Raw genomic sequence first — 22,623 nt, forward strand, 5'->3', positions numbered from 1 at the left:
CCCGGACCCCCGTGCGGGGGCTGCCCCCGTGGCAGCCCCCGCACGGTCATGTCGCGGGCCATGTGGCGTACCTGCGCATGCCGTACAGCAACGGCGCCGGGCGGGGCTCCGGCGCCTTGTCCGTGCGGGCGACCTCGCCCAGGACGATCGTGTGGTCGCCCGCCCGGGTGAGGCGTATCACGCGGCATTCGGCCCAGGTGTGCGCGTCCTCCGGGAGGACGGGGAGCCCGAGGTCCGGGGACAGCCGCCAGGGGATCTTCGCGAAGCGGCCCGCGTCCCGGGTGGCGAACGCCTCCGCTGCGCGGCGCCCCGCCCCGTGCAGCAGGTTCAGGGCGAACCAGCCGTGCTCCGCGAGCACCGGGAGCGTGCTGCCGGAGTTGGAGGCGCACAACAGCAGCAGCGGCGGCGCCAGCGAGACACCGCACCAGGCGGTGCACGCGAAGCCGTAGGGGTTGCCGAGCCCGTCCTGGGTGGTCACCACGGCCACCCCGCCGGGATGGGAGGCCATCAGGGCGCGGAAGCCGTCGGGATCGACGAGGGTGAGCATGGCGGTGCCGTCGTCGACGGCGCCGCTCCTGCCGGATGCGGTGGTCATGGCGGGGTCCTCCCATGGGTGGTGATCATGACGTCCTCACGTCGGGTGCGGCGGCCGGAACCGACCGCCGCCGTGACCGCGATGCTCGCCACGCACAGCACCGTGACCACCCCGGCGAAAATGCCCGCCGCCGCCATCAGCGTGCCGTGCGACAACAGCACGGCCACACCGACGACCGGCAGGGTCAGGCCCAGATACGCGGCGACGAAATAGCTGGAGACCAGCTCCGAGACCCGGTCGGGCCGCGCCTGTGATGCCACCAGCGCCAGACCGGACTTGAAGGAGGTGCCCGCGCCCGCGCCGCCGAGCACCGAGCCGCACAGGAAGAGCGGCAGCGAGGCGGCGGACAGCCCCGCCACGATCAGCCCGAGCCCCAGCGGCACACCGGCCATGCCCACCGCCAGACCGGTGCGCGGCGGCAGCCGCACCGCGAACAGCTGGGCCGCCCCGGCGGAGCCGAAGGCGCTGAACGCCACCAGCCCGACCGCGAGATGGCTGTGGTCGTGCAACCCCTCGACCAGGAAGTTCCCCGCGAGCGAGGCCAGCAGACCCAGCAGCGCGAAGGACGCGAAGACCGCGACCGCCGCGGCGGCGAACGTACGGCGGGCCGCGGCGGGCACGCTCAGCCGCTGCGGCCGGATCCCGCCGCCGCGCGGCGCGACGGGCTCGGGCAGCACCGCCAGGGCGAGCCCCGGCAGCAGCAGCGCGGTCAGGACGGCGTACGGCAGGACGGTGGGGGAGGGGGCGTACTCCACCAGCAGCCCCGACAGCAGGGAACCGGCGCCCAGACCGGCCATGTTGGTGACCGACGCGATCAGCGCCGCACGGGGCCGGTCCGGGTGCAGCTCCCCCAGATAGGCGGTGGCGGCGCCCGTGGTCAGCCCCACGGAGACACCGGACAGCACGCGCCCGGCGAACAGCCCGGGCAGCGTGGGGAAGACGATGAAGACGACGCCGCTGACCGCGGCGACCAGCAGCGCCGGGGCGAGCGTGGCCCGCCGCCCGATCTGGTCCGACAGCCCCCCGAACAGCAGCAGGGAGACCAGGATGCCGCCCGCGTACGCCGCGAAGACCAGGGCCACGACCGGCGGGGACAGGTGCAGCCGCTGCGCGTACACGGAGTAGACGGGTGTGGGAACGGTGCCGCCCGCCATCACCACCAACAGCACGTAGGTGACGGTGGGCACGGCGGCGCGCGACGCCCTGGCGGGCGCCGGCGCGGCGGTGGCGGGCGCGCCCGCGGGGGCGGCCTGCCGGGGTCGGATGGCGCTCACCAGTCGAAGGCCGTCGCGTCGTGGAGGTTGACGCCGAGGGCAGCCTTGCCGAGGTACTCCAGGCACTCCTCCGGCTTGGCGGGCATGACGGAGGCGAACGACGCCTCCCGCAGCAGCCGTTCCAGCGGCTGCGAGCGGTTGACGGCGGCCGACCCGCAGATGCGGACGGCGTCCTGGGCGAGCTCCGGGCCGACCTCGCCGACGATGTACTTCGCCGCGTGCACCGCGGCGTTGGCGCCGACCGTGCCCCGTCCGCTGTCGATCCGCGCGCCCGCCTCGTGGACCAGCGCCCGCGCCGCGCTGAGCCGCGCGGCCATCCGGCCGAGCTCCCGTTGCAGCACCGGCGAGGCGGCCCGGCGGGGCGAGGCCGCGACATGGTCGGTGGTGAAGCGGAGCACCGCCTCGGCGATGCCCAGATACGCGCCGGTGTAGCCGGAGATCATCCAGTGCGGCTCGCGCACCAGCTTGTACATCGACATCCCCTCGACCCCGAGGAAGAGCCGGGAGCGCGGTACGGGCACGGCGTCGAGGACCATGCCCGCGGTGCTGGTGCCGTACATCGCGGACAGGCTGTGCACCTCGCCGAAGCGGACGCCCGGGTCGTCGGCGGCCACCACGAAGTGCGAGACCTCGCCGCTGCCCTCCGTCCCCTCGGCACGGGCCGCGACCACGTAGTAGTCGGCCACGCCCGCCAGCGAGACGAACGACTTCTCCCCGGTGAGGACGTAGCCCCGGCCGTCGGCGGAGGGGCGGTACGTCGTGCGCACCCCCCGCAGCTTCGCGCCGCTCCCGGCCTCGGAGGTGGCGGACGCGAACATCTTCCGCCCGTGGACCACCTCGTCGTACAGCCAGGACCGGAAGGCGTCCGCCGCGGGCGGCAGCGGCGTGGCGGCCGACTCGCACAGCGAGCCGATGGCGACGTTGTGCATGTTGAAGCCGAGGGCGGCGGCGCCGTTGTGGGCGCCCAGCACGGCCAGCACCCGGGAGTACCCGGCGAAGCCGAGCCCGGCGCCGCCCGCCTCCCGCGGCACGAGCAGCCCCAGCAGGCCCGCGTCCCGCAGGATGCGGTACGTCTCGTGTCCGTCGGCACGGCCGGCGTCCACGTCGGCGGCCAGCGGCGCGAGGGCAGCGCCCGTCTTCTCGGCGAGTTTGAGGAGTTCTTCGATGTCGGTGGGCAGGGACTCGGTGGGCATGGACAGGGCCATGAGGGGCCTTTCGGGAATCAGTTCTCTACGGGAAGGCCGAATTCTCGGGCGACGCCGACGCGCAGCAGGTCGTTCGGGCCCGCATAGGTGAGGGCCGCCATCGGGCTGTGCAGGTCGGCGGGGAGTTCGGAGTCGGCGATGAAGGCCCGTACGCCGGAGAGCGCGGTGGCGTGCCCGGTCAGCCGTACGTAGTCCTCCGACACGGAGATCTTGGTGAGCGCCGCCTCGGCGGACAGCCGGCGCGTGGGCGTGCCCGCGTCGAGCCGCGCCGCCATGGCGTACAGCAGGCTGCGCGACCTGTGCAGGGCCAGCGCCATGTCGCTGACCCGCGCGGCCACTTGGTGACTCGCGCCCATCCTGCGCCCGAAGTGGTCGCGCTCGGACGCCCAGGCGGTGATCCGCTGGAGCGTCCGGCGCATCGGGCCGAGGGCGTAACCGAGCAGCAGGGCCCGCTCCCACGTGGTGGTGGAGGAGAGGATCGCGAGTCCCGAGCCCTCCGCGCCGATCCGGCGGTCCGCGGCCAGGCGCACACCCTCGAAGGCCAGCTCCCCCATGGGCACACCCGGCAGCGCGGTCTTGGCGAACGCGTCGGCGCGGGTCACCCCCGGTGTGTCGACGGGGAAGAGGAAGGCGGACAGGGCGAACGGCGAACGGTTCTCCTCGGTCCGGGCGAAGACCAGGGCCAGGTCGGCCACCGGCGCGGCCGTGATGAAGGTCTTGGCACCGTCCAGCACATAGCCGTCGCCGTCACGGCGGGCCCGGGTGTCCATCGACAGCGGGTCGCTGCCGCCCCGGCGCTCGGTCAGCGCGTGACACAGCAGGACGCGGCCCTCCTGGAGGTGGGCGAGGGACCGCCACGCCTCCTCGGGGAGCACCGCGCGCAGGGGGTACTGCATGCCGAACACCTGGGACGCCAGGGCGTAGACGACACCCGGGTCGACGCCCGCCAGGCCGATGCCCTCGATCATGGCCAGGGAGCGGGTGACGGCCCCGGGGGCGGCACCCGCCCGGTCCGGCTCCGGCGGATCCAGCCGCAGCACCCCGAGCCCGGCCAGGGCCTCCCACTGGTCGCGGAAGCCCTTGCCTGTCAGCTGCTCGGCCAGCGGCCGGGCCCGGTCGCGGTATTCGCTCACCACGGCCTCGGTCGCGGTGGGGCCGGTGCGCAGCAGACGGTCCGTGGCGGTCATCGCGCGGCCCCCGCCCCGATGTTCTCCAGGACGGCCCACAGGGCCCCGGGGTTGCGGAAGTTGGCCGCGACGATCTCGGTGTCCGGCAGGGTGAGACCGGCCTCGGCGTCGAGGGCGGTGACGATCTGCATGATGGTGAGCGAGTCCAGCAGGCCCAGTTCGAGCAGCGGGGTGTCGGGGAGGAGCCGCTGCGGCTCCTCCCCACGACCCCAGGTGATCTTGCTGCTGATGAGGGCGCAGAGGTCTTCCACGGTGTGCACGGTCGGGCTCCTTCGGTGGGAGGGTTCAGGCGGTGACGGTGGAGATGGCGAGCGCGCGGCGGTCGACCTTGCCGCGGGCGTTGACGGGCAGCGAGTCGGTGGTGACCACCCGGTCGGGCAGCATGCGCAGGGGCAGGACGCCGCGCAGTCCGGCCAGGACGTCCTCGGCACTCGCGGCGGTCCGGACGTACGCCCAGATCTCGCCCCGGTGCGGGCCGTCCTTGGCGACGACCGCGGCGGCGGTGACCTGCGGCAGGCCGAGCACGGCGCTCTCGACGTCGAGCAGGTCGATGCGGTGGCCGCGCCGCTTGACCTGCGAGTCGCCGCGGCCGCGCAGGAAGATGCGGCCGTCCCCGGTGATCCGGCCGATGTCGCCGGTGGCGTACGCGCGGCGCGGGACGCCGTCGCGGAAGACGACGGTGCGGGTGGGGTCGACCAGGGTGCCGTCCTGGAGATAGCCCTGGAAGACGGTGGCCCCGGCGACGAGGATCTCGCCCTGGCCGTCGGTGGGCCGGCCGTCCTCGTCGAAGACGTCGACGGTGTCGCCGTCGACGGCCCGGCCGATGGTGATCTCCTGGTCGGCGGTCCAGTCGGCGGGCACCCGGCTGTAGGTGCACACATTGGTCTCGGTGGGCCCGTAGAGGTTGTAGAAGGGCACCTCGCCCAGGAGGCCGAGATACCGCTCCAGCGGGCGCGGCGCGAAGGGCTCGCCCGCGAAGGCCGCGACCCGCAGCGAGGCCGGGAAGTGCCCCTCGATGCCGCCCTGTTCGAGCATGCCCTGATAGAGCGAGGGCACCGCGTAGAACGCGGTGATCCGCTGCTCCGTGAGCCAGCCGACGACGTCGCGCGGGAAGGCCCGCAGCACGTCGGGCATCAGGACGGCGCAGGCGCCCGCCGCTGCCGTGCTGAACAGGTCGAAAGTCGTGAGGTCGAAGGTGAGCGCGGCCTGCGAGCCGACCCGGTCCGCCTCGGTCAGGCCGAGCTCCTCGGCGGCCCAGAGGGCGAAGTGGGCGACGTTGGCGTGGGAGAGGAGGACGCCCTTGGGGCGGCCGGTGCTTCCGGAAGTGAACAGGACGTAGCCGCCGTGGTCTGTTGGGGCGGGAAGTGGTGCGGGCCGGTCTGTGGTGGGGAGGGTGCGGATCCAATGCAGGCCGTGGTCCAGTGCGCCTTCCGTTGCCGCGGGGCTCCCGGGCGTCAGCGCCTCCGCCGCGGCCCTGCGGCTCGCCGCCGGCGCCCGGTCCGAGGTGAGCAACACGGAGATGCCCGCGCCGCGCACCATGTGCGCGGTCCGTACCGGCGGGTCCGCCACGTCGAGCGGGGCCACGACCGCCCCGGCCCGCAGGCCCGCGTAGATGCCGAGGACCGCGGCCGTCCCCTTGGGGGCGTGGACGCCCACCCGGTCGCCGGGCGCCACCCCGACGGCGGCCAGCCGGCCCGCCAACACCTCGACGGCGTCGTCCAGTTCGGCGTACGTCCAGGTGCGTCCCTCGGCGGTCAGGGCCGGTCGGCCGGGATGGCGGTGGGCCGCGGCGGTGAGCAGGGCGTCCAGGCGGGTGTCGTCGGTGTCGCTCATGGTCGTGTCTCCTGGCGCAACGCTGGGTCGACAAGGAAGGTGTGAACGGCTTCGATCACGTCGTCGGTCCGTTCCAGGTGCGGGGTGTGGCCGCAGTCGGACAGCTCCAGCCGCCGTACGGGGCCGGGCAGGGCGTGCTGTGCCGCGTCGAGGTGGGCCGCGGTGCCGTACTGGTCGCGGTCGCCCTGGACGAGGAGGACGGGGGCGGTGACCCCGGCGAGGTCGGGCCCGATGTCCCAGTCGCGGAACTCCGGGGAGAGCCACACCCGGCTCCAGCCGTGGAAGACGGCCCCCGGGTCCTGGTGGTAGAAGGCCAGCTCCCGGGCCAGCGGCCCGGACGCGAAGGCGGCGCGGGCCGCTTCGATGCCCTGCAGGGTGCGGTCCTCGACGAAGAGGTGCGGGGCCATCGCCACGGCCGCTTCGACGGGGTGCGCGGCCGCGTGCAGCAGCGCGATCGAGGCGCCGTCGCTGTGGCCGACGAGCACGGGCCGGTGCAGGCCGAGCCGGTCGAGGAGCTCGGGCAGGACCTCGTACGCCTCCTCGTGCATATAACGGGGTGACCTCGGCAGCCGGGCCGGGCCCGAACTTCCGTAACCGTGGCGGGAGAAGACCAGGGCGCGCCGCCCGGTGGCCGCCGCCAGGCGTGCGGGAAAGCGCCGCCACATGGCGATGCAGCCGAGTCCTTCGTGAAGGAGAACCAGAGGTGCCGCTTCGGGGTCGCCGCCGAGCACCGTGTATTCGACGGGCCCGCGCGATAACTCGATGGTGGACATCCGATGTCCTCGCTGTGAGTGCCGGTTGGGTGAACAGGGAACGCCGACCATCGGCCGAACCGATACTTGCTCACGCCAATGTCGTCGTCAACTGCTTTCTGGATTCGGGGAGTTGAATCCAATGCGACGAGGACCGCGGTAAACTGCGCGAACCGCGGAATGTGAAATTCCTGCCGCACCGGGGTGTGGCGGACCGGTCCGGCGGCGTTCTTCCGGGTGTACGCGCAGGGGGAGTCCGGACTTCCGTGATCAAGCGGCAAATCGCGGTGAACGTCCTCCAGTTGCGGTATCCCTCCCCATTCGGGCCGATCCTCCGGAGGCCGCTCGGAGCGCCGGCCGCCCCGGGGTGAAAGGCGTCACGGTCGCGGAAAAGTGCTGGCATCGCGCCGTGTGCAGGGGTTATCATGAACTTTCCTTTGATTTCCCGGAGTTCGCGTCGCATCGCACACCGGACGCATTTATTCGCAAGGCCGGTCAAGAGGCCCTCCGGGACCGTCCGGGGCGAAATCCTCCGGTCCGCCGAATCCACTCCTTCCCGCCCGGCCGGCTCGCCCGGCCCCTCCATCCGCCCTGGGCCGAGGCCGTGCGGCCCCATTGAGCGGCGCCTGACGCACCCTGACAATCAGGACAAGGGGGAGGGAGATGACCATGAGCGACTTCCAGGATGTCGTGGTCGTCGGCGGCGGGCCCGCGGGCCTCGCGCTGGCCGTCGCGCTGCGGCTGTACGGGGTGGGCGTGACCGTCGTCGAGAAGGAGGGCCGCCCCGGGCGGGAGCCCCGTGTCGGTGTGCTGCGGCAGCGAGCCCTGGAAGTGCTGCGCGACCTCGGCTGCGCGGAGGGACTCCTGGCCGACGGCCTGCTGCTGAGCCGGGCCGAGGTGTACGTCCGGGGGCGGCACATCGGCCGGCACGCGACGGACGTGCCCGGCACGGCCTTCCCCCGCCCGCTGTCCGTCGAACAGGGCGCCGTGCGGCCCCTGTTGGAACGCCGCCTCCGGGCGCTCGGCGGCGACGTCCGCCGGGGCACCGAGGCGCTGGCCGTGCGCCTGCGGGGCGACGGCGCCGAGGTGGACGTCCGCGGCCCCGACGGCCGGGCCCGGACGCTCGGCTGTCGCTGGGTCGTGGGCTGCGACGGCGCCCACGGCCTCGTCCGCACGACGCTCGGCGTCCCCTGCGAGGGCGGGCCCCGCCCCGGTCTCCAGGCCCTGCAGATCAACGCCGAGGTCGACTGGAAGTACGGCGACGCCCGCGACACCGTCCGTGTCTTCTTCGAACGCAGGCTGTGCGCCGTCGCGACCCCCAGGCCGGGCGGCGGCTACCGGCTCCTGTGCTTCCTGCGGGACCCCGACCCCCGGATCACCGCGGCGCCCAGCCCCGACGAGGTGCGCGACCTGCTGGCCCACGGCACCCACGACCCCGGCCTGCATCTCATGCCGGCCGACCCGCCGTGGGCCGGCCGTGCCCGCTTCCACGACCGCGCCGCGGCCTCGCTGCGGGTGGGCCGCGCCCTGCTGGTGGGCGACAGCGCCCATGTGTGGGCCCCGGTCGGCGGCCATGGCCTGGACGCCGGGCTGCGCGGCGCGCACAACCTCGGCTGGAAGCTGGCGGCCGTCCACCACGGCTGGGCGGCACCGGCCCTCCTCGACACCTACGCCACCGAGCAGCACAGGACCGCGCGGCAGCTCACGCGGTGGCTGAGCCGCACCCTCCCGGAACTGCCCGCCGCCCCGCCCGTTCTCGCCGCGCTGGGGATCGTCGGCCCCGCCGTGCGGGCGGACGGCCGGATGGACCGACGGGGCCGGGCCGTCCTCAGCCACTTCGCCGCCGACCACCGCACCAGCGCCCTGTCGGCCGACGGCGGCGGCCACGGCCCGCTCCGCGCGGGCGATCGCCTGCCGGACCTCCCCGTCGTCCAGGGCGGGCGGCGGCGCGGGCTGCACGACCTGCTCTCGTACGGGCGGTGGACGCTGCTGGTCGTCCCGGGCCGGCTGGGGAGCGACGTCGGCGACGCGATGGGGATGCGGCGGGTACTGGCGGACTACGCGGTGCCGACGGAGGTGTTCCACGTGCGGCCGGTGTCGGACGAGAGGGGATGGCCCGGGGGCATGCTCCTCGTCCGGCCGGACGGGCATGTGGGCCTGCGGGCGCGGCCGGGGGACGAGCGGGCGCTGTCGGCCTACCTGGGCCGATGGTTCGTCCGGCGGGCGCGGCCGGTCTGAACCGCCCGGCGATCGACACGCACACGGACGCCGGCCGTACCGGACCTCACCGCCCCGCGCCCCGCACCGTGTCCGCCAGTGCCCCCGGATCCGGCGGCAGCCGGGACCCGCGCCAAGCGACATGGCCGTCGGGACGTACCAGGACGTACGGCAGACGATGGCACGCGGCCACCCGCGGTGCGTAGCAGTGGGTCATCCGCAAGGGCACGCCCCGATCGGTGAACGCGCGCTCGAAGCCGTTCAACTGCGCGTAGTCGTGTCGGCGTTCGGAACCGGCGAGCAGCAGCAGACGGTAGGACAGGCCGTAGAGATCGAGGGTGGAGATCCCCGCGCCCAGCCACGCGTGCGGGGCCCGGGCCCCGGGCACGGCGTCCGTACGCCAGTCGAAGTCGCCGGGCCCGTCGGGGACGACGACAGGCGAGTCATATCGGACGCCGAAGGCCGTATCCGGTGAAATGAACTCGCCCTGAGCCTCGCCGCGTTCCAGTCGCCCCGCCAGCTCGGCCCTGGCCCGCACACCCTCCGGGGAGTCCGACAGGACCGCCTCGGACACCTCGCGGCGCATGCCCCGCCAGGGGCCGCCGTGTCCGGCCACCGGGCGCCGTTCGGTGTCGTAGGTGTCGAGCAGGCCGGGGCCCGCCCAGCCCGTCAGCTCCGCGGTGAGTTTCCAGCCGAGGTCGGCGGCGTCGCAGATGCCGGTCTCCAGGCCCGCGCCACCGGGCGGCGGCAGACAGCGGGCGGCGTCCCCCGCGAGCAGGACGCGGCCCTGCCGGAAGCGGTCGGCGACGCGGTGGGTCAGATGCCAGACCCTCTCGGAGACGAGCTCCAGCGGAGTGTCGAGCCCCACCGCCGTACGGACCAGGCTCATCGCGTCCTGCCCGAAGGCGGCGCGCCCCTGCTGCCCGCACTCCGCCCCCACCGTCAGCCGGTACAACTCCCGTCCGTCGACCGCCCGCACGGGGAAGCGCGGTGCCGGCGGCCGGACCAGGAGGTGGACCAGGGCGCCGCGCGAGCCGAGCCGGCCGCGCAGCCGGGGGGCGCGGAAGAGGATGTCGCGGAGGATCCGCGTGCCGTGCCGCGCCGGGGCGGCGATGCCCGCCGCCGCGCGCACGGCCGACCCCGCGCCGTCGCAGCCGACCAGATAGCGCGCCCGGAACGTCAGGCGCGCCCCGTCGCGCAGGTCGGTCGCCGAGGCGGTGACGAGGCCGGCGTCCTGGGTGAAGCCGTCGAACCGGCAGCGGAGCCGCAGCGGTCCCTCGGGATGCGCCCCCACTTCCCGCGCGAGCAGGGGGGTGAGCCGGTGCTGCGGGCAGATCTGTTCGGGCTCGGGGGTGTGCGGCAGGGGCGGTCGGCTGTCGACGGTGCCGCGGCGCACGCGGTGGATCTCGTGTCCGCCGACGGCCGTCACCCAGGCGACGTCCAGCGGGTGGTCACCGGGCCAGCCGGACGCCCGGATCGCGTCGGCGACGCCCCAGCGCCGGAACAGCTCCATCGGCCGGGCCCCGACCGTGCTCGCCCCCGGGTGCGGAACGCAGCCGTCGGAGGCGTCGAGCACGAGGAACCGCACGCCTCGGTACCGCAGGTCCAGCGCCAGCGCCAGTCCGACCGGACCGCCGCCCACGATCAGCACGTCGGTCTCGTGGAGCAGCCGGGTCACCGTTCCTCCTCCCGGTGTCGTCGGCCCCTCGGACAACCCTCGAATACGGAATCGGGAATTGTTTCCGCGATCGAGGATTTCAGTCGGCCGCGCGGAATGGCAATGGGGATTCCCGGCCGCCAATTCCGCACGGAAAGAAATGTAAATAGCATTTCTCGGGACGGGTGGCGCCTCGGGGTGGCCCTCTACGTACCTCCGTGGCCCCGTACTCCATCCGTAGTACCCGACAGTCCGTTCTCAGGTACGACGACGTGCCCGGCGCACCGAGGCAAGGTGGAGGTATGAAGGGCTTCGGGACGGACCGGCGAGGGGCGACGTGAGTTCGCTGGCGATGTCGGTGCTGCTGTGTCTGGTGTCCGCCGTCTGCTACGCGGGCGCGGCCATCGTGCAGGAGCGTGTCGCCACCACCAGCGGTGGCGGAGCCTGCGGTCCGCTGCGGCACGCGAGCTGGTGGGGCGCGGTCGGGCTGACCGGAGTGGGCGCCGCGCTGCACGTGCTGGCCCTGGCCTACGGCCCGCTGAGCCTGGTGCAGCCGCTGGGCGCGCTCACGATCGTCTTCGCCCTGCCGATGGCGGCGGTGTTCGTCCGCAGACCCGTCGGCGCCGTCGGCTGGCGCGGCGCGCTGCTCGCCACCGGAGGGCTGGCGGCGCTGCTGACGCTCACGGGGCCGCCGCGCACCGAGACCCTCGACCGCGCCGCGAGACCCGTGCTCGCCGCGGCCGGGCTGGGCGCCGTCGTCGCCCTCACGCTCGCCGCGCGCTGGGTGTACCGCCCGGTCCTCCGGGGCGTGGTGCTGGCCTCGGCGGCCGGTGTCGCCTTCGGCCTGGCCTCCGTCTTCACCAAGGCCGCCGCCGAGGACTGGACCTCGCACGAGACCGGCTCCCTGCCGCTGGTGCTGGCCTGCGTGGTGTTCTTCGCCTCGGCCGGACTGCTGCTCTCCCAGTCCTCCTACCGCGGCGCGGGCCTCGCCGCCCCGCTCGCCACGCTCACCGTCGTCAATCCCGCGGTGGCCGCCGCCATCGGGATAACGGTGCTCGGCGAGGGCTTCCGCCATGGACTGCTCGGCGGTGTGCTGGCCGCGGCGGCCGGCGCGGTGGCCACGAGCGGTGTGATCACGCTGACCGCGCGCGACGCGGAGCGCGCGCCGCCCGAGCCGGCCGCTCTTCCCGCGCCCCGGGGCTTCGCCCCTGATGGTCCAGGACCGGCGGACCGCCGCATGTCGGGCGCGACTCCGCTGCGCCTGCGGCGGGCGGCCTCAAGTGCCGGCCGGGCCGGACTCGCCACCTGCGACCGCCGAGCCGCGGCACATTCGAGCTCGTCGGACATCTGAGGGCCCCGTGTGCGGGTGCTCGACCGCCGGCCTGCGGCATCAAGCCCGTCGGGGGCACCTCCCAGCGGTAGCCGGGGGAGTCCGGTCCGGGGGCGGCGGGGGCACAGCCCCCGCCCTCACACGTCCGCGGACGCCGCTCGCAGAGCGGCGCGGCACAGCGCGTCCGCTCTGCGCGTCGTCTCCGGCAGGCGGAACTCGCGGGCCAGCCGCAGGGTGAACGCGCAGGCGCCGTCCAGGCTCACCCGATGGCCGACCGAGACGAAGACCGGTTTCACACCGGCCCGGGTGCGGACGGCCCGGCCGACCTCCTCCGCGCCGTCCAGCAGGGGCGAGGTGTCGCCGCGGAGCGGGCCCGGGTCGGCGTGGCGGAAGGTGAAGGGGTTCTTGGCGACGCCGATCGTCGGCAGGCCCGTCAGCACCCCGAGGTGGCTGGCCAGGCCGAAGCGGCGCGGGTGCGCGAGCCCGTAGCCGTCGCAGACCACCAGGCCGGGGGCGACCGGCAGCCGGTCCAGCGCGGCCAGGACGGTGGGTATCTCGCGGAAGGCGAGCAGCCCGGGCACGTACGGGAAGGCGACCCGGCCGACCGCCGTCGCCTCCGCCACGACCTCCAGGGTGCCGCTGTCGAGGGCGACGGCCGCCGCCGCGACGAGGTCGTGCTCGTCGTCGTAGGCGACGTCCACGCCGACGGCGATCAGGGGTACGTCGGGGGACGGCCCCGGCTCGCCCCGCACCACCCGGCCCCGCAACTCGTCCTGGACGGCGGTCGCTTCCGCCTCGGTCGTGGGCCAGCCCGCGGGCAGCTCGTCAGGTGTGTCGCTCATGGTGGGCCTCACGCTACCGGCCGGGCGCGCCGGGGCGGCCGGGGGTCCCGTGGGCGGGCCCGGCGCGCGTAGCCTGTGGATCATGTTCGTACTTGAGCTGACCTACATCGCGCCGATCGAGCGCATCGACGCCGCCCTCGCCGAGCACGTCGCCTGGCTCGACGCGCACTACGCCTCGGGCGTCTTCATCGCCTCGGGCCGCAAGGTCCCGCGCGACGGCGGGATCATCATCGCCATCGGCGACGACCGGGCGAAGATCGAGGAGATCACCAAGAGCGACCCGTTCAGCGTGGCGGGGGTGTGCGAATACTCGATCACCGAGTTCGTCGCGACGAAGACGGCGCCGCCGCTGGAGCCGTACCGCCAGGAGCTGCCGTCCTGAAAGGTCAAAGATTCATCCTTTCGGCCCATGGCGGGTGGCTGTAAGGGCGATCCCCCGGCCCCGGGGGCGCCCATAACGTGAATGCATGACCCCCATAACCCTGCCTTCGACCCTCGACCGCCCTCCGCCCGCCCGGTCGAGGCGCCGCTACGGGTGGCTGCTGGCCGGGCTCTGCGGGCTGTGGATGGTCGAAGGGCGGCTGCTGAGCCGGGCCGTGTACCCGGGTCACGGCGGCGGGCACCACGCGCACCTCGTGGTGTGGTGCGCGGGCCTGCTGGTCGCCGTGTGCGTGCTGCCGTGGGCCCAGCTCGCCGTCCGCGCGGTGGCGGCCGTCGTCGTCTCCTGGTCGGCGACCGGCTATCTGCTGGCCGTCGGCGCGCACGTGCCCGTCTGGGGCCTGACCGAGAGCGCGGCGCTGCTCGTCCTGCTGGCGCTCGTCGCCTGGCGGACGCCCGTACGGGCCGCCGTGCCGCTGGGGATCGCGCTGTCCGCGGGCGTGCTCGCCGCGCCGGTCCGGGACGCCGACGCGCTGAGCACCACCGTGGTCGCCTACTCCCTCGTCGTGGCCGGGGTCGCCGCGCTGGGGCTGTGCCTGCGCTACCGCGACGCCGAACGGGCCAGGGCGGTGGCCGCCGCGCGGGAGGCCGAACGGCTGGAGCTGGCGGGCGAGTTGCACGACTTCGTCTCGCACCACGTCGCCGCGATGACCCTGCTGGCGAAGGCCACCGGCTCGCTGGCCCGGGACGAGCGGATCGCGGCCTCGCTGCGGGACATCGAGGAGGCGGGCGGCGAGGCGATGACCACGGCCCGGCGGCTGCTGCGCGTGCTCCAGCAGGACGAGGCCCACCGCGAGCCGCTGCCCGGCCTGGACCGGATCGCGGAGCTGGTCGACGACTTCTCCCGCACGAGCCCCGGCGCCCCGCGCGTCTCCCTGCACGTCGACCCCCGCTTCGACGCCGGACTGGCCCCCGAACTGGCCGCCTCCGTCCACCGCATCGTCACCGAGGCCCTGGCCAACGTGGCCAAGCACAGCCCCGGCGCGTCGGCCGTGGACGTGGCGCTCCGGGACGCGGGCCCGCGCCTGTTCGTCTCCGTGCGCGACAACGGCCGCACTCCGCCGCACGCCCGCCGCACCCCCGAGGACAGCGGCGGGCTGGGGCTGGTGGGCCTCACCGAGCGGGCCGACGCGATCGGCGGCTCCCTGACCGCGGGGCCGGTGCCGGGCGGGGGCTGGGAAGTGCTCGCCGTGCTGCCGGTCCAGCACTGACGGCGGCATGAGAGTGACGCAGGTCACATCGGATTCATGTGGCTGAGGTATTCGATCCGCCGTCTCTCCAGGAGAAGCAGAGAGAGGCAAGGACCCGTACCACCCCATACCGACCGCAAGGGAGCGCGCGTTGTCCACCGTCATCGACCAGGCTGTCCAGGCACGGCTGATCGCATCGGCCCCGAAGGACCGCGCCGTTCCCGCGCAGCTCCGCTATGTGCCCTCAGACCCCTTCGCGGTGCACATCGCGTTCCCTCCAGTGGCGTCCCTCGACGGGGCGGACGTGGCGTGGGCGTTCGCGCGCGAACTGCTGGCGTGCGGGCTGCTCTCCCCGGCGGGCGGCGGCGACGTCCACGTCTGGCCGTGCGGCCCGGACCGCACCGTGCTGGAGTTCCACGCGCCCGAGGGCATCGCCATGGTCCAGATCGACACCGCCGAACTCCGCCGCTTCCTGGCCCGCTCCTACGCGCTCGTCCCCGCCGGCACGGAGATCGCGCACCTCGACCTGGACACGGACCTGACGGCACTGCTGGACTCCAGCCCCTGAGAGCGCCCCGCATCGACCGTCACGGGGCGACGTACGCCACCCAGTCCGTGCCGCGCAGCGGATGCGCCCGCCAGCCGCGGGCATACGGCGGCAGATACCCGTCACCCGGGTCGTACAGCACGGCCATCGGCTCCCGCGCCGCGGCGCGCACCAGGGCCGCCGTCGTCGTCGACCGGTTGTTCCCCATGGTCTGCGCGGACGCGCACCCCGCCTCGTACGCGATCGGCTGTGCCCGCGGCCCGCTGACCAGACATGGCGCCCGCAGGCCCAGCCGCTCCAGGCCGTCCGCGGCGCGCCGGTAGCGCACCGTGGTGTCCCGCGCGTCCGCCGCGTTCACCCGCAGCTCCTTGATCTGTACGGCGAGGTGCGCGGCCAGTACGGCGCACAGCAGCGCGGCCACGCCGGTACGGGCCCGGCCGTCGCGCACGGCCCGGAGCGCGTGGGCCGCGAGCCCGGCCACCGGCAGGGCCGCCAGCGCGTACGCGGGAAGCAGGAAGCGCGGCGCGGAGTAGTCCAGCAGGAGCAGGTAGGGCGCCGCGACGGACAGCGCACAGGCGACGGGCAGCAGGGTCGCCGCCGTGCGACGGCGTGCCCTCAGTGCCAGCGCGCAGGCAGTGGCGGCGAGGAGGGGCAGCAGCAGCCACCACAGCGAGTGGGTGAGCGGCGGCCCGGCGATGCGGCAGGGGCGGCAGAGCAGCGGCCCGTCGAGCGCCCGGAACGTCGCGGACAGCCCGCCGCCGAGGTGGGCGCCCATGCCGCCCTCGGTGTCGCTGGAGATGTCGAGCCGCCGGGTGATCCCGCCGAAGCGGACGTACGCCTCGACCGCCCACTGCACCCCGCCCAGCGCGAGCCCGCCGAGCACGGCGGCCACGGTGCCCGGGCGCCGCCAGGCGCGTACGGTCGCGCAGACCGCGAGCAGGGGCAGGGCGAGCCAGACGCCGTCCGGCGCGCGGAAGAGCGTGGCGGCGGCGAGCGAGAGGGCGAGGCCGGCGAGGGCGCGGCGCGGCCTTTCGCGTTCCTCGCGGGCGCGCAGGAACCAGCCGACGGCGGCGACCGACGTCAGTGCGACCCAGAGGTTCGGCATGACCTGCGGCCCGCTGAGCACCGTGATCCACAGACTGCCGAAGAGCGCGGCCGCGAGCGCCGGCCGCAGCCGCCCGAGCAGCGGCTCCCACACCTTGAACGCCGCGTACAGCGCCGCCGACGACAGCAGCACGAGCACCACGCGCACGGCGGGCGTCGAGGAGGTCGCGGCCACGACGGGAGCGACGAGGAAGGAGACGCCGCGGGAACGGGGAGCGCTGAAGAACGCGGCGGGGTGCCGGGGATCGACCTGGGAGAGATAGACCGTCTCGTCCCAGCCGAGGTTCATATGGGCGACGGCGTAGCAGAGTTGCGCGAGGGCGTAGAGGAGTGCGACGCCGGCGAGCGGCGGTATCCGCGGCCGCACCGGTGCCCGGCCCTCGGGCGCCTGCCGGGCGGGTGGGAGCGGCCCGGCACCCCGGTGGGGCGCCGTCGGCGTGAGGTCGGAGTGCCGTTCCGTGGGGGCCATGCCCCCTATCTACCGTACTTACGCCCGCTGTTGCCCCCGCTTCGCGGCCGCCGCCCGCTCGACCGACGCCGTGATCTCCGCCTCGGCCGCCGCGCGGTCGGCCCAGCATGCGCCGCTGTCGACGGATTTGCCGGGTTCGAGCTCCTTGTAGACCTCGAAGAAATGCTGGATCTCCAGCCGGTCGTACTCGGGCAAGTGGCGCAGATCTCTCATGTGTTCATGGCGGGGGTCGTTCGCGGGCACGCACAGGACCTTGTCGTCCTCGCCCTGCTCGTCCCTCATCCGGTACATCCCGATCGCGCGGCACCGGATGACCACCCCGGGGAAGGTCGGCTCCCCGGCGAGCACGAGGGCGTCGAGGGGCTCGCCGTCCGCGCCGAGGGTCTCCTCGACGAAGCCGTAGTCCGCGGGATAGCGGGTGGAGGTGAACAGCAGCCGGTCCAGACGGATCCGGCCGCGCTCGTGATCCATCTCGTATTTGTTGCGGCTGCCTTGCGGGATCTCCACGACGACGTCGAAGTCCACGGGTGCCCTTCCGTTGGCGGTCGGCTGCCTCCATGGTGGCGCGGCGCGGGTGCGGCGGGAAGGTATCCGTTCTGCCGGGGCACGGGCCCCGGACCGCGCTGCCGCGCGGTGTCCTCAATCGCCGGACGGGCTTGGGCGGGCTGCAGGTCGGTGATTGCGTGCTGCACATCCAGCCCCGTGAGGGCACCTCTGGGGCCCCCTCGGACGGGGTCCGCGGGGGGCCAGGGGAGTCCGGGGCCGCCCGCCGCAGGCGGGAAGGTGTCCGCCTTGCCGGGGGACGGGCAGGGCGGGCTTGATTCGACCGATGCCGGGTACAGAAATCCCAGCCTGCCGCGAAGACGGCGAAAGGGGATCCGAATGCCGCTGCCCGTGCCCCTGTGCGGGGTCGTGCCGCCGGTCTGCACGCCGCTCACGTCCGCCGGGGACGTGGACGTCCGCTCGCTCGGGGCGCTCGTGGAGCATGTGCTGGCGGCGGGCGCGGAGGCCGTGTTCGCGCTGGGATCCAGCGGGGAGGCCGCCTTCCTGACCGACGACCGGCGCGGCGCCGCGCTCCGGGCCGTCGTCGAGGCGGTCGGCGGGCGGGTGCCCGTGCTGGCGGGCGCCATCGACATGACGACGGCCCGGGTGCAGGCGCACGCCCGCGCCGCGGAGGCGCTCGGCGCGGACGCGCTCGTCGTCACCGCCCCCTTCTACGCGTGCGCGCACCCCGTCGAGACCGCCGAGCACTTCCGCCGCGTCCGGGCGGGCACGGGGCTGCCGCTGATCGCGTACGACATCCCGTCCGCCGTCCACAGCAAGCTCACCGCCGCCGTCCTCCTGCCGCTCGCACAGGACGGCACCCTCGCCGGGCTGAAGGACAGCAGCGGCGACCTCGGCGCGCTGCGCGTGCTGCTCGCCGGGCTGCGCGAGCGCGGCCTCGACCGGACGTTCAGCGTGCTGACCGGCTCCGAACGGGCCGCCGACGCCGCCCTGCTGGCGGGGGCCCACGGCGTCGTGCCGGGGCTGGGCAACGTGGACCCCGCGGGATACGTACGGCTGTACGGGTACGCCCGCGCGGGCCGCCGGCGCGAGGCCGCCGCCGAACAGGACCGGCTGACGGCGCTGTTCGCGCTCACGGAGACGGGCGACCCGGCGGTGATGAGCGCCGGGTCCTCCGCGCTCCTCGGCTTCAAGACCGCCCTGCGCCTGCTCGGCGTCATCGACTGCCCGGCGACCGCCGCGCACCCGGACCCCCTGCCGGAGGCATCCGTGCGCACGGTGCGCCGACTCCTCGAAGAGGCGGGCCTGCTGTGAGCCGGCCCGCGGGTTAGCGTGGGGCATCACCCGCCCCACCCTTCCCGGAGGCACCCATGGCCACGGCTTCAGCACCACTCAAGGCACGGGCGAAGGTCCGTGCGTTCGCGCTCGGGCTCCCGGGGGCGGGCGAGGAATTCCCCTGGGAGGAGGACGCCGTGATCAAGGTCAACAAGAAGATCTTCGTCTTCCTGGGGTCCGAGGGGAACACCGAGACGCCCGGCATCAGCGTCAAGCTCAAGGACGAGGAGGCGCACGGCCACGCCCTCGCCGTGCCCGGCGCCGCGCCCACGGGCTACGGGCTGGGGCGGTCGGGCTGGGTGTCGATCCCGCTGACCGGCGGGGACGTCCCCGTCGAGCTGCTCTGCGACTGGGTCGAGGAGAGCTACCGGACGATCGCCCCCAAGAAGCTCGTCGCCCAGCTCGACGCGGGCTGAGAGGGGGCAGGCGCCCAAGTGCCGCCGGTCCGGCGGGATTTTGCCGGCCGCGGGCCGCGGCCGGGGCTTGTGGAAACTGGAACCCGTTCTTAACATCACGAGTGTTACAGCACTTGTGTCATAGGACTGGGGTCTGGATGACGGAGACGGCGAACGGTCCGCTCACCGGTGTGCGCGTGGTCGAGCTCGCGGGGATAGGGCCCGCCCCGTTCGCCGCCATGCTCCTCGCCGACCTCGGCGCCGACGTCGTCCGCGTCGACCGTCCCGACGGCCCCGGGCTGCACATCGACCCCCGCCACGACCTCACCAACCGCAACAAGCGCTCGGTGATCGTCGACCTGAAGTCCGCGGACGGCCCCCCGGCCGTCCTGGACCTCGCCGAGCGCGCCGACATCCTCCTGGAGGGCTTCCGGCCCGGCGTGACCGAGCGCCTGGGCATCGGCCCCGAGGCGTGCCTCGCCCGCAACCCCCGCCTCGTCTACGGCCGGATGACCGGCTGGGGCCAGGAGGGCCCGCTGGCCGACACCGCCGGGCACGACATCGCGTACATCGCCGTCACCGGCGCCCTCGCACTGGCCGGGCCCGCCGACGGCCCGCCGTACGCCCCCGCCAACCTCCTCGGCGACTTCGCCGGCGGCTCCCTCTATCTCGTCGTCGGCGTCCTCGCCGCCCTCCAGCACGCCCGCGCCACCGGCACCGGCCAGGTCGTCGACGCCGCCATCGTCGACGGCACCGCCCACCTGACCGCCCTCGTCCACGGCATGCTCGCCGCGGGCGCCTGGCAGGACCGGCGCGGCGCCAACCTCCTCGACGGAGGAGCGCCCTTCTACGGGACGTACGAGACGGCCGACGGCCTCCACATGGCGGTGGGCGCGCTGGAGAAGCGCTTCTACGCGGAGTTCCTGGACCGCCTCGGCCTCACGGGCGAGGTGCCCGACCGCGACGACCCCGCCCGGTGGGACGCGCTGCGCACCGCCGTCGCCGTACGCTTCAAGCAGCGCACCCGCGCCGAGTGGACGGCGGTCTTCGCGCACTCGGACGCCTGCGTCGCACCGGTCCTGTCCCTGCGGGAGGCCCCCGGCCACCCGCACCTCGCCGCCCGCGGCACCTTCGTCGAGCACGGCGGCCTCACCCAGCCCGCACCCGCCCCGCGCTTCTCCGCCACCCCCGGCTCCGTGCGCCGGCCGCCCGCCCGGCCGGGCGCGGACACCGCCGAGGTGGCACGCGACTGGGACGTCCGCGGCCTCGCCCCCCACCGGAAGGGCCCGCACCGATGAAGCGTCAGATCTTCACCGCCGACCACGAGGCGTTCCGCAAGGCCGTGCGGACCTTCCTGGCCAAGGAGGTCGAGCCGCACCACGGACAGTGGGAGAAGGACGGCATCGTCCCGCGCGAGGCGTGGCTGGCGGCCGGTCGGCAGGGGCTGCTCGGCCTGGCCGTGCCCGAGGAGTACGGCGGAGGGGGCACCGCCGACTTCCGCTACAGCGCCGTGCTCACCGAGGAGTTCACCCGCGCCGGCGCCGCCGGGCTCGCGGTCGGGCTGCACAACGACGTCATCGGGCCGTATCTCACCTCGCTCACCACCGACGAGCAGAAGCGGCGCTGGCTGCCCGGCTTCTGCACCGGCGAGATCATCACGGCCGTCGCCATGACCGAACCGGGCGCGGGCTCCGACCTCCAGGGCATCCGCACCACGGCCGAGGACCGCGGCGACCACTGGCTGCTCAACGGCTCCAAGACCTTCATCTCCAACGGGATCCTCGCCGACCTCGTCATCGTCGTCGCGAGGACGACCCCGGAGGGCGGGGCGAAGGGCCTCAGCCTGTTCGTGGCCGAGCGCGGCATGCCCGGCTTCGAACGCGGCCGCAACCTCGACAAGATCGGCCAGAAGGCCCAGGACACCGCGGAGCTCTTCTTCCAGGACGTGCGGATCCCCAAGGAGAACCTCCTGGGCGAGCTCCACGGCGCGTTCGGCCACCTGATGACCAACCTCGCCCAGGAGCGCATGAGCATCGCCGTCGCCGGGATCGCGGCCGCCGAGCACCTCCTGGAGATCACCACCCGCTACGTCAAGGAACGCGAGGCGTTCGGCCGTCCGCTCGCCAGACTTCAGCACATCCGCTTCGAGATCGCCGAGATGGCCACCGAGTGCGCCGTCACCCGCGCGTTCCTGGACCGCTGCATCACCGACCACGCGGCGGGCGAGCTCGACGCCGTCCACGCCTCCATGGCCAAATGGTGGGCGACCGAGCTCCAGAAGCGCGTCGCCGACCGCTGCCTGCAACTGCACGGCGGATACGGCTATATGACCGAGTACCGCGTCGCCAAGGCGTTCACCGACGGCCGGATCCAGACGATCTACGGTGGGACCACCGAGATCATGAAGGAGATCATCGGCCGCTCCCTGCTCGCCTGACCCCGCCGCTGTTTCCGAGCCGCCACCTTTGAAAGGCATACGACCGTGACCACCGAAGCGTACGTGTACGACGCGATCCGCACCCCGCGCGGCCGCGGCAAGGCCAACGGCGCGCTGCACGGCACCAAGCCCGTCGACCTCGTCGTCGGCCTCATCCACGAGCTCCGGCGGCGCTTCCCGGACCTCGACCCGGCCGCCGTCGACGACATCGTGCTCGGCGTCGTCAGCCCCCTCGGCGACCAGGGCTCCGACATCGCCCGGATCTCCGCCATCGCCGCCGGGCTGCCCGACACCGTCGCGGGCGTCCAGGAGAACCGCTTCTGTGCCTCGGGCCTGGAAGCCGTCAACCTCGCCGCCGCCAAGGTCCGCTCCGGCTGGGAGGACCTCGTGCTCGCCGGTGGCGTCGAATCGATGTCCCGGGTGCCCATGGGCTCCGACGGCGGCGCCTGGTTCGCCGACCCCATGACCAACTTCCAGGTGAACTTCGTGCCGCAGGGCATCGGCGCCGACCTCATCGCGACCATCGGCGGCTTCTCCCGCCACGACGTCGACACCTTCGCCTCCCGCTCGCAGGAGCGCGCCGCCCAGGCGTGGAAGGAGGGCCGCTTCGACCGCTCCGTGGTGCCCGTGCGCGACCGCAACGGCCTCGTCGTCCTCGACCGCGACGAGCACATCCGCCCCGGCACCACCCCCGAGACCCTCGCGGGGCTGAAGCCCTCCTTCGCCGCGATCGGCGAGCAGGGCGGCTTCGACGCCGTGGCGCTCCAGAAGTACCACTGGGTGGAGAAGATCGACCACGTCCACCACGCGGGCAACTCCTCCGGCATTGTCGACGGCGCCGCGCTCGTCGCCATCGGCAACCGCGAGACCGGCGAGCGGTACGGGCTCGTGCCCCGCGCCCGTATCGTCTCCGCGGCCGTCTCCGGCGACGACCCCACCATCATGCTCACCGGCCCCGCGCCCGCCTGCCGCAAGGCCCTCGCCAAGGCCGGGCTGACCGTGGACGACATCGACCTGGTGGAGATGAACGAGGCGTTCGCCGCGGTGGTGCTGCGCTTCGCCCGCGACATGGACATCAGCCTGGACAAGATCAACGTCAATGGCGGGGCGATCGCGCTCGGACACCCGCTGGGGGCGACCGGGGCGATGCTGCTCGGGACGGTCATCGACGAGCTCGAACGCCAGGGCAAGCGGTACGGGCTGGTCACGCTCTGCGTGGGAGGCGGTATGGGGATCGCCACCGTCGTCGAGCGCCTGTAGCCCTCCGGGGAATTCCCCGCCCCTGCCCGCCTCTTGATCTTCAACGGAGAGC

The 22,623-nt window shown here is 74.1% G+C and carries 21 protein-coding genes; 10 read left to right on the top strand and 11 right to left on the bottom strand.

Annotated features, from left to right (window positions below):
• Window positions 1–46 precede the first annotated feature (46 nt).
• From DXZ73_RS33345 to DXZ73_RS33375, 7 genes are read right to left on the bottom strand one after another with little or no spacing between them, the layout of a single operon-like run.
• The gene (locus tag DXZ73_RS33345) at window positions 47–595 is read right to left on the bottom strand and encodes a flavin reductase family protein (RefSeq protein ID WP_116214675.1); all 549 of its coding nucleotides are present in this window, start codon (window positions 593–595) and stop codon (window positions 47–49) included.
• On the bottom strand, window positions 592–1,869 hold the full coding sequence (locus DXZ73_RS33350) for an MFS transporter (protein ID WP_162890426.1): 1,278 nt from the start codon (window positions 1,867–1,869) through the stop codon (window positions 592–594). The genes DXZ73_RS33345 and DXZ73_RS33350 overlap by 4 nt, the downstream gene beginning before the upstream one ends.
• Window positions 1,866–3,062 (bottom strand): acyl-CoA dehydrogenase family protein, encoded by a 1,197-nt coding sequence (locus DXZ73_RS33355; RefSeq protein WP_116216041.1) that lies wholly within the window; start codon window positions 3,060–3,062, stop codon window positions 1,866–1,868. Before DXZ73_RS33355 ends, DXZ73_RS33350 begins: the two co-directional genes overlap by 4 nt.
• Window positions 3,063–3,091: 29 nt before the next feature.
• Entirely contained in the window at window positions 3,092–4,261 is a 1,170-nt protein-coding gene (locus DXZ73_RS33360; RefSeq protein ID WP_116214677.1) for an acyl-CoA dehydrogenase family protein, read from the bottom strand.
• Window positions 4,258–4,521: a phosphopantetheine-binding protein gene (locus DXZ73_RS38510; RefSeq protein WP_162890427.1), complete on the bottom strand. Its 264-nt coding sequence runs from the start codon at window positions 4,519–4,521 to the stop codon at window positions 4,258–4,260. Before DXZ73_RS38510 ends, DXZ73_RS33360 begins: the two co-directional genes overlap by 4 nt.
• Window positions 4,522–4,546: 25 nt before the next feature.
• Window positions 4,547–6,094 carry an amino acid adenylation domain-containing protein gene (locus DXZ73_RS33370; RefSeq protein ID WP_116214679.1) on the bottom strand — a complete coding sequence of 516 codons (1,548 nt, stop codon included), beginning with the start codon at window positions 6,092–6,094 and terminating at the stop codon, window positions 4,547–4,549.
• Window positions 6,091–6,867: an alpha/beta fold hydrolase gene (locus DXZ73_RS33375; protein ID WP_116214680.1), complete on the bottom strand. Its 777-nt coding sequence runs from the start codon at window positions 6,865–6,867 to the stop codon at window positions 6,091–6,093. Before DXZ73_RS33375 ends, DXZ73_RS33370 begins: the two co-directional genes overlap by 4 nt.
• A gap of 648 nt (window positions 6,868–7,515) precedes the next feature.
• On the opposite strand from DXZ73_RS33375, the gene DXZ73_RS33380 reads away from it, so the two are divergent.
• On the top strand, window positions 7,516–9,084 hold the full coding sequence (locus DXZ73_RS33380; RefSeq protein WP_162890428.1) for an FAD-dependent monooxygenase: 1,569 nt from the start codon (window positions 7,516–7,518) through the stop codon (window positions 9,082–9,084).
• Between the two features lie 46 nt (window positions 9,085–9,130).
• On the opposite strand, the gene DXZ73_RS33385 is transcribed toward DXZ73_RS33380, so the two are convergent.
• Window positions 9,131–10,741, bottom strand: coding sequence for an FAD-dependent monooxygenase (locus DXZ73_RS33385; RefSeq protein WP_116214682.1), 1,611 nt, complete (start codon window positions 10,739–10,741; stop codon window positions 9,131–9,133).
• A gap of 316 nt (window positions 10,742–11,057) precedes the next feature.
• Between DXZ73_RS33385 and DXZ73_RS33390 the strand changes: the two genes are divergently transcribed.
• Entirely contained in the window at window positions 11,058–12,071 is a 1,014-nt protein-coding gene (locus DXZ73_RS33390; protein WP_275898603.1) for a DMT family transporter, read from the top strand.
• A gap of 116 nt (window positions 12,072–12,187) precedes the next feature.
• On the opposite strand, the gene DXZ73_RS33395 is transcribed toward DXZ73_RS33390, so the two are convergent.
• On the bottom strand, window positions 12,188–12,892 hold the full coding sequence (locus DXZ73_RS33395) for an endonuclease V (protein WP_116214684.1): 705 nt from the start codon (window positions 12,890–12,892) through the stop codon (window positions 12,188–12,190).
• A gap of 82 nt (window positions 12,893–12,974) precedes the next feature.
• Here DXZ73_RS33395 and DXZ73_RS33400 point away from each other — a divergent pair, with 82 nt between their 5' ends.
• The 3 genes from DXZ73_RS33400 to DXZ73_RS33410 all read left to right on the top strand — a co-directional run bounded on the left by DXZ73_RS33400 (window position 12,975) and on the right by DXZ73_RS33410 (window position 15,088).
• Window positions 12,975–13,274, top strand: coding sequence for a YciI family protein (locus DXZ73_RS33400; RefSeq protein ID WP_116216042.1), 300 nt, complete (start codon window positions 12,975–12,977; stop codon window positions 13,272–13,274).
• 85 nt (window positions 13,275–13,359) lie between these two features.
• A complete protein-coding gene (locus tag DXZ73_RS33405) occupies window positions 13,360–14,541 on the top strand; it encodes a sensor histidine kinase (protein ID WP_116214685.1) in 1,182 nt (393 codons plus the stop codon).
• Window positions 14,542–14,671: 130 nt separating this feature from the next.
• Complete coding sequence (locus DXZ73_RS33410) at window positions 14,672–15,088, top strand: SsgA family sporulation/cell division regulator (protein ID WP_116214686.1); 417 nt, start codon at window positions 14,672–14,674, stop codon at window positions 15,086–15,088.
• A 19-nt stretch (window positions 15,089–15,107) separates the two neighbouring features.
• On the opposite strand, the gene DXZ73_RS38515 is transcribed toward DXZ73_RS33410, so the two are convergent.
• Window positions 15,108–16,640, bottom strand: a complete 1,533-nt coding sequence (locus DXZ73_RS38515) for a hypothetical protein (protein ID WP_162890429.1) — start codon at window positions 16,638–16,640, stop codon at window positions 15,108–15,110.
• 18 nt (window positions 16,641–16,658) lie between these two features.
• A complete protein-coding gene (locus DXZ73_RS33420; protein WP_116214687.1) occupies window positions 16,659–17,165 on the bottom strand; it encodes an inorganic diphosphatase in 507 nt (168 codons plus the stop codon).
• A 357-nt stretch (window positions 17,166–17,522) separates the two neighbouring features.
• Between DXZ73_RS33420 and DXZ73_RS33425 the strand changes: the two genes are divergently transcribed.
• The 5 genes from DXZ73_RS33425 to DXZ73_RS33445 all read left to right on the top strand — a co-directional run bounded on the left by DXZ73_RS33425 (window position 17,523) and on the right by DXZ73_RS33445 (window position 22,571).
• A complete protein-coding gene (locus DXZ73_RS33425) occupies window positions 17,523–18,458 on the top strand; it encodes a dihydrodipicolinate synthase family protein (RefSeq protein WP_116214688.1) in 936 nt (311 codons plus the stop codon).
• 56 nt (window positions 18,459–18,514) lie between these two features.
• Complete coding sequence (locus DXZ73_RS33430; RefSeq protein ID WP_116214689.1) at window positions 18,515–18,895, top strand: MmcQ/YjbR family DNA-binding protein; 381 nt, start codon at window positions 18,515–18,517, stop codon at window positions 18,893–18,895.
• A 137-nt stretch (window positions 18,896–19,032) separates the two neighbouring features.
• Window positions 19,033–20,172 (top strand): CaiB/BaiF CoA transferase family protein, encoded by a 1,140-nt coding sequence (locus DXZ73_RS33435; RefSeq protein ID WP_116214690.1) that lies wholly within the window; start codon window positions 19,033–19,035, stop codon window positions 20,170–20,172.
• Window positions 20,169–21,311: an acyl-CoA dehydrogenase family protein gene (locus tag DXZ73_RS33440; protein WP_116214691.1), complete on the top strand. Its 1,143-nt coding sequence runs from the start codon at window positions 20,169–20,171 to the stop codon at window positions 21,309–21,311. Before DXZ73_RS33435 ends, DXZ73_RS33440 begins: the two co-directional genes overlap by 4 nt.
• A 45-nt stretch (window positions 21,312–21,356) precedes the next feature.
• The gene (locus tag DXZ73_RS33445) at window positions 21,357–22,571 is read left to right on the top strand and encodes an acetyl-CoA C-acetyltransferase (RefSeq protein ID WP_116214692.1); all 1,215 of its coding nucleotides are present in this window, start codon (window positions 21,357–21,359) and stop codon (window positions 22,569–22,571) included.
• Window positions 22,572–22,623: the final 52 nt, after the last annotated feature.

It is taken from the genome of Streptoverticillium olivoreticuli subsp. olivoreticuli (assembly GCF_003391135.1).
GTDB lineage: Bacteria > Actinomycetota > Actinomycetes > Streptomycetales > Streptomycetaceae > Streptomyces > Streptomyces blastmyceticus.

Coding starts and splice junctions, on each gene's coding strand:
- DXZ73_RS33380 (WP_162890428.1), top strand. CDS start 7,516: ATGAGCGACTTCCAGGATGTCGTGGTCGTCGGCGGCGGGCCCGCGGGC.
- DXZ73_RS33425 (WP_116214688.1), top strand. CDS start 17,523: ATGCCGCTGCCCGTGCCCCTGTGCGGGGTCGTGCCGCCGGTCTGCACG.
- DXZ73_RS33370 (WP_116214679.1), bottom strand. CDS start 6,094: ATGAGCGACACCGACGACACCCGCCTGGACGCCCTGCTCACCGCCGCG.
- DXZ73_RS33375 (WP_116214680.1), bottom strand. CDS start 6,867: ATGTCCACCATCGAGTTATCGCGCGGGCCCGTCGAATACACGGTGCTC.
- DXZ73_RS33405 (WP_116214685.1), top strand. CDS start 13,360: ATGACCCCCATAACCCTGCCTTCGACCCTCGACCGCCCTCCGCCCGCC.
- DXZ73_RS33355 (WP_116216041.1), bottom strand. CDS start 3,062: ATGCCCACCGAGTCCCTGCCCACCGACATCGAAGAACTCCTCAAACTC.
- DXZ73_RS33400 (WP_116216042.1), top strand. CDS start 12,975: ATGTTCGTACTTGAGCTGACCTACATCGCGCCGATCGAGCGCATCGAC.
- DXZ73_RS33345 (WP_116214675.1), bottom strand. CDS start 595: ATGACCACCGCATCCGGCAGGAGCGGCGCCGTCGACGACGGCACCGCC.
- DXZ73_RS33360 (WP_116214677.1), bottom strand. CDS start 4,261: ATGACCGCCACGGACCGTCTGCTGCGCACCGGCCCCACCGCGACCGAG.
- DXZ73_RS33395 (WP_116214684.1), bottom strand. CDS start 12,892: ATGAGCGACACACCTGACGAGCTGCCCGCGGGCTGGCCCACGACCGAG.
- DXZ73_RS38515 (WP_162890429.1), bottom strand. CDS start 16,640: ATGGCCCCCACGGAACGGCACTCCGACCTCACGCCGACGGCGCCCCAC.
- DXZ73_RS33440 (WP_116214691.1), top strand. CDS start 20,169: ATGAAGCGTCAGATCTTCACCGCCGACCACGAGGCGTTCCGCAAGGCC.
- DXZ73_RS33430 (WP_116214689.1), top strand. CDS start 18,515: ATGGCCACGGCTTCAGCACCACTCAAGGCACGGGCGAAGGTCCGTGCG.
- DXZ73_RS33435 (WP_116214690.1), top strand. CDS start 19,033: ATGACGGAGACGGCGAACGGTCCGCTCACCGGTGTGCGCGTGGTCGAG.